Source organism: Clostridium subterminale (genome assembly GCF_039521425.1).
Lineage (GTDB): Bacteria > Bacillota > Clostridia > Clostridiales > Clostridiaceae > Clostridium_J > Clostridium_J subterminale.
The window spans coordinates 1069187-1082609 of record NZ_BAAACI010000001.1 but is presented as its reverse complement, the minus strand read 5'-3'; the positions used below and the strand labels follow the sequence as shown (position 1 = coordinate 1082609).

13 protein-coding genes are annotated in these 13423 nt (G+C 29.0%); 12 read left to right on the top strand and 1 reads right to left on the bottom strand.

Features of this window, described 5'->3' with window-relative positions; genetic code table 11:
• Positions 1-164: 164 nt before the first annotated feature.
• Genes ABDZ93_RS05505 through ABDZ93_RS05495 form a run of 3 tightly spaced genes read left to right on the top strand, consistent with a single transcriptional unit; the run spans position 165 to position 3234 of the window.
• On the top strand, positions 165-1493 hold the full coding sequence (locus ABDZ93_RS05505; protein ID WP_343824372.1) for a GlmL-related ornithine degradation protein: 1329 nt from the start codon (positions 165-167) through the stop codon (positions 1491-1493).
• A 46-nt stretch (positions 1494-1539) separates the two neighbouring features.
• Entirely contained in the window at positions 1540-2694 is a 1155-nt protein-coding gene (orr, locus tag ABDZ93_RS05500; RefSeq protein ID WP_343824370.1) for an ornithine racemase Orr, read from the top strand.
• Between the two features lie 30 nt (positions 2695-2724).
• Positions 2725-3234 (top strand): flavin reductase family protein, encoded by a 510-nt coding sequence (locus ABDZ93_RS05495; RefSeq protein WP_343824368.1) that lies wholly within the window; start codon positions 2725-2727, stop codon positions 3232-3234.
• 212 nt (positions 3235-3446) lie between these two features.
• Here ABDZ93_RS05495 and ABDZ93_RS05490 read toward each other — a convergent pair whose 3' ends face one another.
• Positions 3447-3713, bottom strand: coding sequence for a DUF1294 domain-containing protein (locus ABDZ93_RS05490; protein ID WP_343824367.1), 267 nt, complete (start codon positions 3711-3713; stop codon positions 3447-3449).
• Positions 3714-3894: 181 nt separating this feature from the next.
• Between ABDZ93_RS05490 and ABDZ93_RS05485 the strand changes: the two genes are divergently transcribed.
• The 9 genes from ABDZ93_RS05485 to ABDZ93_RS05445 all read left to right on the top strand — a co-directional run bounded on the left by ABDZ93_RS05485 (position 3895) and on the right by ABDZ93_RS05445 (position 13344).
• Positions 3895-4800 (top strand): AEC family transporter, encoded by a 906-nt coding sequence (locus tag ABDZ93_RS05485; protein WP_343824366.1) that lies wholly within the window; start codon positions 3895-3897, stop codon positions 4798-4800.
• A 72-nt stretch (positions 4801-4872) separates the two neighbouring features.
• Positions 4873-5295: a MarR family winged helix-turn-helix transcriptional regulator gene (locus ABDZ93_RS05480; RefSeq protein ID WP_343824364.1), complete on the top strand. Its 423-nt coding sequence runs from the start codon at positions 4873-4875 to the stop codon at positions 5293-5295.
• Positions 5296-5394: 99 nt separating this feature from the next.
• The gene (locus ABDZ93_RS05475; protein WP_343824362.1) at positions 5395-5748 is read left to right on the top strand and encodes a carboxymuconolactone decarboxylase family protein; all 354 of its coding nucleotides are present in this window, start codon (positions 5395-5397) and stop codon (positions 5746-5748) included.
• A 98-nt stretch (positions 5749-5846) separates the two neighbouring features.
• Positions 5847-7541 carry a dihydrolipoyl dehydrogenase gene (gene lpdA, locus ABDZ93_RS05470; RefSeq protein ID WP_343824360.1) on the top strand — a complete coding sequence of 565 codons (1695 nt, stop codon included), beginning with the start codon at positions 5847-5849 and terminating at the stop codon, positions 7539-7541.
• A complete protein-coding gene (gene lplA / locus ABDZ93_RS05465; RefSeq protein ID WP_343824358.1) occupies positions 7534-8454 on the top strand; it encodes a lipoate--protein ligase in 921 nt (306 codons plus the stop codon). Before lpdA ends, lplA begins: the two co-directional genes overlap by 8 nt.
• Positions 8455-8730: 276 nt before the next feature.
• Positions 8731-8964 carry a TIGR04540 family protein gene (locus ABDZ93_RS05460; protein ID WP_343824356.1) on the top strand — a complete coding sequence of 78 codons (234 nt, stop codon included), beginning with the start codon at positions 8731-8733 and terminating at the stop codon, positions 8962-8964.
• A 335-nt stretch (positions 8965-9299) separates the two neighbouring features.
• Positions 9300-10649, top strand: a complete 1350-nt coding sequence (locus ABDZ93_RS05455) for a TrkH family potassium uptake protein (RefSeq protein ID WP_343824354.1) — start codon at positions 9300-9302, stop codon at positions 10647-10649.
• A 57-nt stretch (positions 10650-10706) separates the two neighbouring features.
• Positions 10707-11159: a peptide-methionine (R)-S-oxide reductase MsrB gene (gene msrB, locus ABDZ93_RS05450; RefSeq protein ID WP_343824352.1), complete on the top strand. Its 453-nt coding sequence runs from the start codon at positions 10707-10709 to the stop codon at positions 11157-11159.
• 172 nt (positions 11160-11331) lie between these two features.
• Complete coding sequence (locus ABDZ93_RS05445) at positions 11332-13344, top strand: ATP-dependent DNA helicase (protein WP_343824351.1); 2013 nt, start codon at positions 11332-11334, stop codon at positions 13342-13344.
• Positions 13345-13423: the final 79 nt, after the last annotated feature.

Sequence of the window (13423 nt, the reverse complement as noted above, 5' to 3'; positions counted from 1 at the left end):
ATTTGAAGATTTATTATTAGATAAACTAGATTAAATAATAAAAAATATATGATATTTATATAAAGTACTGGGGGTGTCTCAAATAATTAAACTAAGTTTACCTTAAGGATAGATTAATGCTTAGTAAAATTTTGAGGTATCCCCTTTAAACTAGGAGGGCAGCTATGAGAGTTGAATATTTAATAGCGGAAATCGGAAGTACAACCACTGTAGTAACAGCCTTTAATTTTAAAAAAGGAGTTGAGGTTGTAGGACAAGGTAAAGCCTTTACTTCTGTTTTACAAGGTGATGTAACTATTGGACTTAGAAATGCAATTAATGAAATGGAGGAACAGTTAGGAGAATCCATTGAATATGACAGAATGATAGGTACTAGTAGCGCCGCAGGAGGCTTAAAGATAACTGTTCATGGATTAGTACAAGATATGACAGTTAAAGCTGCAAAGGAAGCAGCCCTGGGTGCAGGTGGAATTATAAAAATGGTAACAGCAGGTAGGCTTAGAAGAACGGATATTAAAAAAATAAAAGAAATAAATCCTAATCTTATAATGATTGCAGGGGGGACAGACTATGGAGAGAGGGAAACTGCCTTAGACAATGCTGAAATTATAAGAGATGCTGAGCTAAATATCCCTGTGGTTTATTGTGGTAATATAGCTAACCAAGAGGAAATAAAAGAGATATTTGAAGGTAGAGAACTTTATGTAATAGATAATGTATATCCTAGGGTAGATGAATTAAATGTTGAGCCTGCTAGAGGAATAATTCAAGATGCTTTTGAAGTAAATATTGTTAAAGCGGGTGGCATGGATAAAATTAAGGAAATGGTGGATGGAGCTATAATGCCAACTCCTGGAGCTGTAATGGAAGCCACAAAGTTACTCTATGAAATAATTGGTGATGTAATAGTTGTGGATGTTGGAGGAGCTACTACAGATGTTCATTCGGTAACAGAAGGTAGTGTGGAAATTTTAGATATATTAGTGACTCCAGAACCAAAAGCAAAGCGTACCGTAGAAGGTGATTTAGGGGTATATGTAAATAGAGAAAATGTATTAGAGCTTTTACAACATCACGAATTAGAAGGAAGAACTAAGGATAGTATAAGTAGTTTTATTAAACCTATTCCAACTACAGAAGAAGAGAAATATTGGAGTAGGGTCCTTGCTCAAAAGGCTGTAAACACTGCCATAGATAGACATGTAGGGCAAATTAAAAGAGTATACAATTCAGGAAGAAAGTTTAGTGCCTATGGAAAGGATTTATCAATGGTTAAATATATCATAGGTACAGGGGGTGCTCTAACTAGGTTAGGTAAAGGCAAGGAAATGCTAGAGAGTATAAAGGATGTTAAGGGAGACATTACCATGCGTCCCACAAAAGATGCAAGGGTACTACTAGATAATATGTATATCATGGCCTGTGCTGGAGTTTTAAGTAGAGAAAATAAGGAAGCTGCAATAGAATTGCTTAAAGCTAGTTTAAATTTATAATGACAAATTAAATTTTTAGTTTCTGTAAAGGAGGGGGAGTTAGAGAATGGAAAAATGTTATTCAGAAGTAGAATTAAATCAAGAAAATTTAACTTATAATACTGCCATTGAACAAAAGTTATGGAAAGAAGAAGTAAAGTATAGATATCCTAGAATTGAAATTGATTTAAAAAAATTAACCTATAATACTAAATTTTTATTAAATATGTGTAATGGAAAGATGATAGATGTAGCTGTAGTAACTAAGGTATTTTGTTCACACCACGATATAGTTCAAGGTGTTTTAGATGCAGGGGTAAAAACCATAGGAGATTCAAGAGTGGCAAATTTAAAAAAGATAGCAAATTTAAATTGTGAAAAGCTACTGCTTAGAATTCCAGCTCTTAGTGAAGTAAGGGAAGTGATCATGTATAGTGATATTTCCCTTAATTCAGAGATAGATACAATTAAGGCATTATCAAAGGAAGCTATAAGAGCTAAGAAAACTCATAAAATAATTTTAATGGTGGATTTAGGAGATTTAAGGGAAGGTGTTTTAGAGAAAGATGCACTAGAAATGTCCAGGGAAATTATTAAATTGCCTAATATAAAGCTTATGGGGATAGGAACAAATTTAACTTGCTATGGAGGAGTAATACCCGATGAAGTAAATTTAGGAAGGTTGCTTAAAATAAAAAACACTATAGAAGAAGAATTAAATATTAAGATACCTATAGTATCAGGAGGAAATTCTAGTAGTTTGTATATGGTAATGAATAAAACTATTCCAGAAGGAATTAATAATTTAAGACTTGGGGAGTCAGTGGTTTTAGGAAGAGAAACTGCTTATGGAAGAGATATTCCAGGAATGTTTAAAGATGTGTTTACCTTAAAAGGTGAAATCATAGAAATTAAGGATAAGCCATCAGTACCAATAGGAAATATTGGCATGGATGCTTTTGGTGAGGTTCCAACCTTTAAGGATAGAGGAACAATAAAAAGAGCTATAATTTCAATGGGAAGACAAGACGTAAAAATTGATGGAATAACTCCTAGAGATGAAAAAATAAGAATATTAGGTGGCAGTAGTGATCATCTTTTATTAGATGTAACGGAAAGTGAAGCTAACTACAAAGTTGGTGATATAATTTCCTTTGATGTAGATTATGGAGCATTATTATCTTCAATGACCTCATCCTATATAAATAAGTGTATAATGTAAATAAAAAAATAATTTTAAGGAGAGATTTGAATGGTTGATTTTAAATTATTTACTGAAGACTTAAATGTAGCAATAAGGAATCTACATGAAAAAGGTGCCTTTTTAACTGTAAAGGCTGGAGATGAAGTTAATACTATGACAATAGGTTGGGGAAATGTTGGCTTCCAATGGGGAAAACCTATATTTACAGTACTAGTAAGAAAGCATAGACATACCTTTTCTATTATAGAAAAAGCTGATAACTTTACTGTAACAATTCCTCTTGATGATAGCTTAAAGGAGGAAATTAAATTCTGCGGTACTAAATCAGGAAGAGACTATGATAAATTTAAGGAATGTAATTTAAAACTAATTCCAGCTAAAACTGTAGATACTCCAATAATAGAAAAATCTAATGTATTGACTTATGAATGTAAAATAGTTTATAAACAAGAAATGAATCCAGAGTTTTTATCTGATTCAATAAAGAGCTCAAGCTATCCAGCAGAGGACTATCATGTATTATATGTAGGTGAAGTAGGAGCTTGCTATAAACTATAAAACTGTATTTTAAATTGAATTAATAGCTTCCTATATAAATATTTGTATAGGAAGCTATTTTTATATGGAACTATAAAAATAGTTAACTATGAAGCTATAAAACTATATAACTAGTTAACTATTTGTTCTATTCATGCGGGTTTCAGGGGTTTACTATATAATACCAGTGAAAACATACTGAAAGTTCAAGGATCAAGAAGCCATTTCTATAATTATAAACTGCTAAAATAAGTTAATATAGCTATTTGTATAACAAGGATAAGAGGAATACCAATAGTGAATTTTTTATGCTTAGTTTTATGTCTAAAAGTGCTCATACCAGCTAACATACCAATGGAACCTCCTATTATAGATATACAGATAAGAGCTTTTTCACTAACTCTCCATTGTCTTTTTATAGCCTTCCTTTTATCTATTAACATTATAAAAAATCCAATTAGGTTTATTACTACTAAATATAGAATAAAATTATTAAACATAAGACCTCCTAAAGTATTTATATATTTAATTTATATTATATAAAAATAAAAAGCAATAAAAGTGTATTTAATTTAAATAATAATTAAGTTTAACAATAAATATAAAATAATAATTAAAAACCAAAGAAAATAGAGTATAATTAGTATGAAATTTAATTTTTTATGTATGGGGGATAATTTAATGGATGCAGTAAATCAAGTTTTAGTTCTATCCATTATGATGGTTATAGGAATATATGCTAGAAAGAAAGGCTTTATAGATGATAGAGTAGAGAAGGGATTAAGTGCAATATTAATCAATATAACTTTACCGTTAATGATAATAAATAGTTTTTGCTTAGAATTTGATAAAGATATTATGGGAAATGCTATAAAGATATTTTTATATTCTATAGTTATACATTTAGTACTACTTATTTTATCAAGATGTATATATTTTAAAGCTAATGATAGAAAGAAACCGTTACTTATATTTACAACATCTTTTTCTAACTGTGCATTTATGGGATATCCAGTATTAAACAGTATTTTTGGAGAAATAGGAGTGTTTTATGCTTCAATTTTTACTATGGTATTCACTGCTTTAGTGTGGACCATAGGGGTATCTTTGTTTACAGGGAAAATATCTATGAAGGAAGCTAGTAAAAGCATTTTAAAAAATCCATCTATATGGGCTGTAATTATAGGAATTATAATATTTGTAGGTCAAATTAAACTACCCTTTGCCATTAACTCAACGGTAAAAAGTGTAGGAAATATGACCACTCCAATATCTATGATAATCATTGGCTCTATGCTTTGTGGTTCTAACATAAAGGAAATGATAGGAGATTTTAGTTTATACTATTTATCTATTGTTAGACTAATTTTAGTTCCTATAGCAACATATTTTACTATGAATATGTTTAATATAGATTCAATGTTGGTAGCTATATGCACTTTACTTATGGCTATGCCAGGAGCGGTGGTAGGACCTGTAATTGCATTATCTTCTGGTGGAGATGGTAAGTATGGCTCACAGTGTATATTTATAACTACACTTTTATCCGTAATAACTATTCCACTATTTATATATTTAGTAAGATAATTAATTATATAGGTAATAGGTTTTAATGATTTAGCTATTTTAAATAAGTATAGAAGGGAATGTAAATTATATATGTTTGATTTAGATGATTGCATTGCATTTATAACAAATAAAAGTGCAAAGAAATTAGCTGACGAATTTAATAGAAGATTACAAGAGAATGGTACAACTAGAGTACAATGGATAGCTTTATTTTATATAGGAAAAGCAGGAGAAATTTCTCAAAAAGAACTTTCGGATTATATGGATATAAAAGAGTCCTCAATGGTAAGACTTATAGACAGAATGGAAAAGGAAGAGTTGGTAGAGAGAAGAAAGGATTCTGAAGATAGAAGAATAACAAAGATAATATTAACTGATAGAGGCAAATTTTTAAAAGAAGAATTGATGCCTATAGGACAAGAGTTTCAGAATGATGTAGTAAAGGGAATATCAAAAGAAAATCTAGAAGTTTTTAAAGAGGTTTTACAAAGGATGACATATAATATATCTTAGCTATTGACAATACCACCCCATGGTGGTATTTTTATATCATAAATACTTGCAGTGCTAATAATTGCACTAGCAACTATTAAACGATATGGGGGTATAGATATGAAAAAAGATGTAAGAGAAATGTTAAATGACTTCATGAATGGACTAGGTGAATTAGGAGAAACTAATGGAGAGAATGTTAACGCTTTCATGGGATTATTAGGTACAACATACGCAGAAGGTGCATTAGATACTAAAACAAAAGAATTAATTAGTGTTGGAATTGCAGCTTATAACAGATGTGAATATTGCATAGTTTTCCATGTTTATAAAGCTTTAGAAGCAGGAGCAATAAGAGCTGAAATAATGGAAGCTGCTATGGTATCTGTTGCCTTTGGTGGTGGTCCAAGCATGGCATATTCTGTCACACTACTAAAAGATGCTATTGACGAATTCGAAAAAGATTTTAACTAATTAAGATTTTAAATTTAAGACCCTGAGTATTATGCTCAGGGTCTTAAATACAGAATCTTAAATTAATATATATTTTTAGTATTAAAGGAGATGTTGAAATGGATATTAAGTTAGAAAGTCTATCAGGAAAAAGTAAATCTGCTAAAGTAGGTAAAATTAATATACAGGTTGGAGATAACGTTAAGTTAAATGATGTATTATTTCAGATAGAAACAAATAAAGGAAATTCACCTGTAAAAGCTAAAGGAAGCTATAAAATTGAAGAAATAAAGGTTACAGAGGGACAAGAAGTAAAGGTTGGAGATACATTACTTATAGTAAGTGGAGAAGTTATAGCAAAAGAAACTAAAAAAGTTGATTACTTTGGTAGCTTAATACAGGGTAAAAAAGAAAATTTAAATATAGACCTTTTAGTAGTAGGTGCAGGACCTGGAGGGTATGTTTCTGCTATATATGGAGCTAAAAAAGGATTAAACACTATATTAGTGGAAAAGGATAATTTAGGAGGAACTTGTCTTAATGTAGGATGTATTCCTACAAAATCTTTAGTTAAATCTTCTGAAGCATACAATGAAGCATTGAACGGAGAAGAATTTGGATTTGAAGCAAAAGATATAAAGCTAGATATGAAAAAGGTTATAGCTAGAAAAGATAAAATTAGAAATAATTTAGTTGGTGGTATAGATTATCTATTAAATAAAAACAATATAAGACTTATAAAGGGAGAAGCATCCTTTATAGATAATCATAAAGTATTAGTGAAAAAAGGTAAAGATGAATATACTATTGAAGCTAAAAACATTATTATTGCTACTGGTTCTAAAATATCAAAAATAAGTATTCCAGGTATAGAACTACCTTTTGTATTAAATAGTACAGAAGCTCTTAGTAACACAGAATTACCAAAATCAATTACTATAATTGGTGGTGGAGTTATTGGTATGGAATTTGCATTCTTGTATTCAAATTTTGGAGTTAAAGTAAACGTGGTTGAATACGAAAATAGAATTCTTAATATGGTGGATTTAGATGTTTCTGAGGAAATACTTGATATAGCAAAATCAAAGGGCATAGGTATATATACAAGCTCAAAGGTTACTAGAATTGAAAAATCTGAATCAGGTGAAGGTATAGTTATATTTGAAAATGAAGGTAATGAAAAGCTTTTAGTTTCAGAAAAAGTATTAGTTGCAATTGGCAGAGAGCCTAATGTGGAAGGACTAAATCTTGAAAATACTGATATAGAACTGAATGATAGAAATAGAGGTATAAAGGTTGAAAGTAATTTAAAGACGAATGTGGAAGGTATATATGCCATTGGAGATGTTAATAACAAGATCCAATTAGCCCATGTAGCTTCACACCAAGGAATTGTATCAGTTGATAACATATTAGGAGAAAATAAAGAGATGCAGTATGAATGCATACCTAATGTAATATTTACAGCCCCAGAAATTGCTTCAGTTGGTCTTACAGAAAAACAATGTATTGATAAAAATATTAATATAAAAATAAGCAAGTTCCCTTTTGCAGCCAACGGAAAAGCATTAACTATGGGTCAAGAGTATGGATTTATTAAAATAATAAAAGATTTAGATTCAGGTAAAATTGTTGGAGGGTCAATAATAGGTCCAGATGCTTCATCACTAATAAGTACTCTAACTCTTATTATTCAGCAGAACATATCAGAAGAGAGCATAGCAGAAACTGTATTTGCACATCCAACTACAGGTGAAGGTATTCATGAGGCAGTATTAGGATTATCTATAGGAGCAATACATTATAATGAATAAAGTAATTATATCAAAGGAAGTTAATCCCTATTATAATTTAGCTCTAGAAGAAGATTTGTTTAGAAATATAAAGTCAGGAGAAACCATATTATATCTTTGGCAAAACGAAAATACTGTAGTTATTGGAAGAAATCAAAATCCTTATAAAGAATGCGATTTAGGTTATATGAAGGAAAAAAATATCATATTAGCAAGGAGAATATCTGGAGGAGGAGCAGTTTTTCATGATTTGGGAAATTTAAACTTTACTTTTATAACAAAGGAAATTGATAGTAATTTAGATAAACAACTTCAGATTATAAAGGATGCTGTAGAGGAGTATGGTTTTAAGGTTGAGTTTTCAGGAAGAAATGATTTACTTTTGAATAATAGAAAATTTTCAGGACATGCGTTTTATTGTGAAGATGGTAATTATTTTCACCATGGTACTCTTATGATAGATGTAGATATTACTAAACTTGAAAAAGTTCTTACTCCATCTAAGTTAAAACTAAAATCTAAAGGCATAGAATCGGTAAAAAGTAGAGTGATAAATTTAATAGATATTTGTAGTGAATTAACAGTAGAAAATTTAATACAGTCATTGGTAAGTTCCTTTAAAAATATTTATGGAAATTTTCAAAAAATAGATATTTATAATATGAGCAACTATGTACCTAAACTATATGATGAATATTCTAGTAAGCTGTGGAATTATGGTGAAAGTCCACAATATGATGTAGTCTTGGAAGAAAAAACTGGCATAGGAAATGTGGACATAAATTTAACAGTGGAGTCAGGAAAAATAGTAAGGGTTAAAATATTTTCAGACACTTTGGAGAATATCGATTTAAGGAAAATTGAAGAACAGCTTATAGGTATCATTTTCTCCAGAGAGGAAGTTATAAAATTGATAGAAAAGTATATAAGTTAGATTATAGAAAAAATGGGTATAGAAATATTTATATAAACCATAATATTCTTAGGCTAAAATATATTTACCTCAGCTAGATAAGTCAAGAAAATTTAATATTTTTAATATGGATTATATTTTAATGATATAATCCATATTTTTATGTAAAATAAACCTTGGTAATTAAAAATAATGTAGGGTATAATATGTATATTGTCAATGTAGTAGCTAATAAATAAATTTTTGCTAATACATTAATATTATAATTATTATTGTAAAACTATGGAGGATTATAGCATGAGAACAATTTATAAAAATCCTAAGGAATTAGGTGCTTGTTTAAGAGACATTGTAGATTTATACAGAGATGATTTAATGACCTACGATAAATTATCAGATAAGGTTATTAAAATTGTAGATTCCAATGTAGAAAGATTCTTTAAAAATGGCGATGTTGAAATAAAGATTGCGAATATACTAGAGGAAGATAGAATAGCAATTATAAAAGATATATTAGAAAAAAACAATTAAAAAGCCTTATTGCATAAACATATAAAAAAGATAAGCTTTATTGATTTAAATAATATAAGTTTATCTTTTTTTATTTAGGTTAAGTTTAAAAAAATTAATTGTATAAAAATATACACACATGTACATAGAAATAGTTGTGTATACTAAAGTTGATATATTAAATTTAAATTATATATAGCAATGTTAAATCCGTGTTAAATAGTTAAATTTTATCACAAAGTCTATTTAATAAGGTGTATAAATTATATATGATGTATGAAGGAAATCAATTACAAATCATTAAATTTAAAATAAGAAGATGTTTATTTGAAGACTTATAGACTGGGGGTAATTTTATGGAAAGTCTTAAAATTTTAAAGAAAACTAAATTGAGTGAAGTGCAGGTATTAGCTCTTGGGTTTTTTATAGTAATTTTTATTGGAGGTACAATATTAAGTTTACCCATATCATCTGCTAGTGGAGAGGCTACAAATTTCTTGGATTCACTATTTACGGCTACATCTGCTACCTGTGTTACAGGGTTAGTTACAGTAGATACAGGTACTCATTGGAACTTATTTGGGCAGACGATTATTATGATACTAATCGAAATCGGTGGTCTTGGATTTATGTCTTTTGCCACTTTTATATCTGTATTAATAGGAAGAAGAATTACTTTAAAGAGTAGACTATTAATGCAAGAAGCTATGAATACTTTTAATATTCAAGGGTTAGTAAAAATGCTTAAAAAGGTTATGCTATTTACTTTTATTATACAGTTTATAGGAGCATTGATACTATCGACTCAGCTAATACCAGAGTTTGGTGCAGCTAGAGGTTTATATATTAGTATATTTAGCTCTATATCTACCTTTTGCAATGCTGGATTCGATTTATTTGGAAATTTTAATAGTTATACAGGATATTATGATAATTCTATTATACTTTTAACTGTAAGTGCATTAATAGCTATTGGAGGATTAGGCTTTATTGTATTGTTAGATCTTTATAACTATAGAAATACAAAAAAGTTATCTTTACACTCTAAGTTAGTGTTATTAATAACTGCTATACTAATAGTGGGAGGAACTATAGTCATGTTTATTCTAGAATACAATAATCCTAATACTATAGGAAATATGAATTTTAAGGACAAAATAGTAAACTCTATTGTAGCTTCCATAAGTCCAAGAACAGCAGGAATTAATAGTGTACCAATAGATAAGATGACTACAACATCAAAGTTTGTAACTGTTATACTTATGTTTATTGGAGGTTCCCCAGGCTCTACAGCAGGTGGATTAAAAACTTCCACCTTGGGTATAATTTTATGTACAGCTATTTCCGTAATTAGAGGAAAAGAAAATGCTGACATATTCGGCAGGACGATTCCTAGAGGATTACAATTAAAAGCTATTACTCTTTTAATTATAGGAATGGGATTAGTAATGACAGTTACCATGATGCTTACTATAGCTGAGCCAAATGAAGCCTTTTTAGATGTATTATACGAAGCTACATCAGCTTTTGGAACAGTAGGATTAACTACAGGTGTAACTCAGAGGCTGAGTGAACCGGGAAAAATCATAATTATCACGTTAATGTATTTAGGAAGAGTAGGTCCACTTACTGTAGTAATGGCTATAGTAAGCAGAAAGAAAGGCGCCAATTACAAGTATCCAGAAGGAAAGATATTGATAGGATAACACATTTGTGAAATATTAAATAAAAAAACTGTTTTGTATTTAGGAGGTTAATATGGTATGGATAATAAATATATGAAAAGAAGTAAGGAAGAGTTGAAAAAAATATTAACCAAGGAGCAATATAACGTAACTCAAGAAAATGGAACTGAGCTACCTTATATAAATGAATACTTTGATTTTTATGAAGAAGGTATTTATGTAGATATAACAACAGGAGAACCTTTATTTATATCTAGTGATAAGTTTAATTCAGGATGTGGATGGCCAGCTTTTTCAAAGCCAATTGATAGAGATTTTATTAAAGAAAATATAGATAAAAGTCATGGAGTGGTTAGGACGGAAGTGAGAAGTAAAAATGGAGATTCTCACTTAGGGCATGTATTCTGTGATGGACCTGATGAACTAGGTGGATTAAGGTATTGTATAAATTCAGCTTCACTTAAATTTATTCAAAGTGATAAGATGAAGGAAGAGGGATATGAAGAGTACTTAGATTTACTAGATAAATAAATGTACAGATGAGAGTATGGCATTAAGATGTGATTAAATAGATTTATCTATTTAATCACATCTTTTTCTATGTTTAAGAAATTAAATATAGAAATCTACGGTTGTATTTTAAGAAGAAAAATGTGAAAATATAGCTATGTTATTAAAAGGTTTAACAAGAGGAGGGATATATATGTTTTGGTTTTCAGAAGATAGTAAGACATTGGAGATGAAATTTTCTAAGGAAGATGAATTACAACAGCTAGTATGGAATTTTTTTATGAATAAAATTCCTAAGCTAGGTTTTGAGCAAAGAGAAGGACAAGAAGACATGGCTTTAGATATATGTAATGCCATAGCTGATAGAGAACATACTATAGTGGAAGCAGGAGTAGGAATAGGAAAATCCTATGCATATATAGTTCCCTTACTTTATTATAATAAGCTTTTTAATAAACCTGTATTAATTGCTACATCAACTATAGCTTTGCAAGAGCAACTTATTAAAGATGTTAAAAGAATTTGTTCCTATATAAATCATAAACCAGAAATAGTTTTAGCTAAAGGCATGACTCATTTTGCATGCAAAAGTAGAGTAGATAAATATTTTAAAGAGATTCATAGAAAAGATTTTAATGATGATATGGAAATATTATGTAATTATATAAATAATGGAGTAGTCGATAGAAAAAATATCAAATTAGATGTAGATAATAGTATATGGGACAATGTAAATGTAAAGGCAACAGATCACAATAGTTGTGAACATTATAATAGTTGTAGTTTTATGTCTCTAAGAAGAGATATGCTAAATACGGATGGTGTAATTTTATGTAATCAGGACTTATTAACCGTACATTTTCAAAAGTTAAAGAATGGACAAAAGGGGCTTTTAAATGAGAAGATAGATTTAATTGTTATAGATGAAGCTCATAATTTAGAGGAAAAGGTTAGAGCATCTTTAATTGAAAGTTATAACAAATATAAAATAAAATCTATTTTAAAAGATATAATTGAAACTATAAAAATATCATCAGTAAGAAGAGAAAGTTACGAAATTTTTATGAATGTAACCGATACTTTAAATATTATTTTCAATAAACTAAGTAATCAAGTAAAAAAACAAATTAATTCATCACCTAAGGGTGAAGAAATGGAAAAGTTTTTTATTAACATAGATGAAATACGAGAAGAGCTTTTACTTTTGAATAGTAAAATTGATTTAATAAATTATAAGATACAATTTTATAGTGATAATAATTTATGTGAAGAAATATTAGAGGAGTTAGAGAATCTTAGAGAATTTATAAAAAGTTTGATAGATATAAAGAGTAAGAATTTATTTTGGTTAGAAAACTTTAAAGATATTCATATATTTGCATGTCCTAAAGATATAAGTAAGGAGATAAATTCTTTATATTTTGACAAGTTAAAAACTACTATATTAACTTCAGCAACCATTGCAGATAAGAACCAAGGTAGTGAAGAAGAGAGATATGAGTATTTTATTAAAAGTACAGGATTTCCAACAAATTCAGGATTTTTATCACCACCAAAACCATCACCTTTTCCTTACAATGATAATGCCATGATATACTATACAGAAAATATGCCTCATCCAGTAGAAGAGAGAGAAGGGTTTATAAAAATTGGAGCGGAAAAAATAGTAAGGCTTCTGAATATTACAAAGGGAAAAGCTTTAGTTTTATTTACTTCTAAAAGTGATCTTAAGGAAGTTTATGAAATACTAAAACATAAAAATTTAGGATATAGTCTTTTAAAACAACAGCATATGTCTTCTCAGGATGATATACTTGAAGAATTTAAAAAAGATGAGAATTCCGTATTATTAGCTACAGGAACATTTTGGGAAGGAATAGATATGCCTGGAAAATCATTATCAAATTTAATTATATTTAAGCTACCATTTCCGGTACCAGATCCAATTATAGAATATAAGAGGACTTTATCAGAAGATTTTTTAATGGAGATAAGTGTACCGTTAATGATAGTAAAACTTAGACAAGGAGTAGGAAGGCTAATAAGAAAGCATGATGATAAGGGGATAGTAGCAATCTTAGATTCTAGAATTGGTGAATTGTCAAATAGACCATATAAAGATATAGTATTTGAATCTCTCCCTATTAAAAATAGAACTAATGATATAAGAAAAATAGAAAATTTTTGGATGAAAATGGATGAATAGAGCTTAAGCAAGATATAGAAAGAAAGTCATTCTATATCTTGTTTTTTATTATAAATATCATGAAATAACGGCTTAAAGT

What these genes read in the sequence shown, in the direction of transcription:
- ABDZ93_RS05505 (WP_343824372.1), top strand. Translation starts at nt 165, where the DNA reads ATGAGAGTTGAATATTTAATAGCGGAAATCGGAAGTACAACCACTGTA.
- orr (WP_343824370.1), top strand. Translation starts at nt 1,540, where the DNA reads ATGGAAAAATGTTATTCAGAAGTAGAATTAAATCAAGAAAATTTAACT.
- ABDZ93_RS05495 (WP_343824368.1), top strand. Translation starts at nt 2,725, where the DNA reads ATGGTTGATTTTAAATTATTTACTGAAGACTTAAATGTAGCAATAAGG.
- ABDZ93_RS05490 (WP_343824367.1), bottom strand. Translation starts at nt 3,713, where the DNA reads ATGTTTAATAATTTTATTCTATATTTAGTAGTAATAAACCTAATTGGA.
- ABDZ93_RS05485 (WP_343824366.1), top strand. Translation starts at nt 3,895, where the DNA reads ATGGATGCAGTAAATCAAGTTTTAGTTCTATCCATTATGATGGTTATA.
- ABDZ93_RS05480 (WP_343824364.1), top strand. Translation starts at nt 4,873, where the DNA reads ATGTTTGATTTAGATGATTGCATTGCATTTATAACAAATAAAAGTGCA.
- ABDZ93_RS05475 (WP_343824362.1), top strand. Translation starts at nt 5,395, where the DNA reads ATGAAAAAAGATGTAAGAGAAATGTTAAATGACTTCATGAATGGACTA.
- lpdA (WP_343824360.1), top strand. Translation starts at nt 5,847, where the DNA reads ATGGATATTAAGTTAGAAAGTCTATCAGGAAAAAGTAAATCTGCTAAA.
- lplA (WP_343824358.1), top strand. Translation starts at nt 7,534, where the DNA reads ATGAATAAAGTAATTATATCAAAGGAAGTTAATCCCTATTATAATTTA.
- ABDZ93_RS05460 (WP_343824356.1), top strand. Translation starts at nt 8,731, where the DNA reads ATGAGAACAATTTATAAAAATCCTAAGGAATTAGGTGCTTGTTTAAGA.
- ABDZ93_RS05455 (WP_343824354.1), top strand. Translation starts at nt 9,300, where the DNA reads ATGGAAAGTCTTAAAATTTTAAAGAAAACTAAATTGAGTGAAGTGCAG.
- msrB (WP_343824352.1), top strand. Translation starts at nt 10,707, where the DNA reads ATGGATAATAAATATATGAAAAGAAGTAAGGAAGAGTTGAAAAAAATA.
- ABDZ93_RS05445 (WP_343824351.1), top strand. Translation starts at nt 11,332, where the DNA reads ATGTTTTGGTTTTCAGAAGATAGTAAGACATTGGAGATGAAATTTTCT.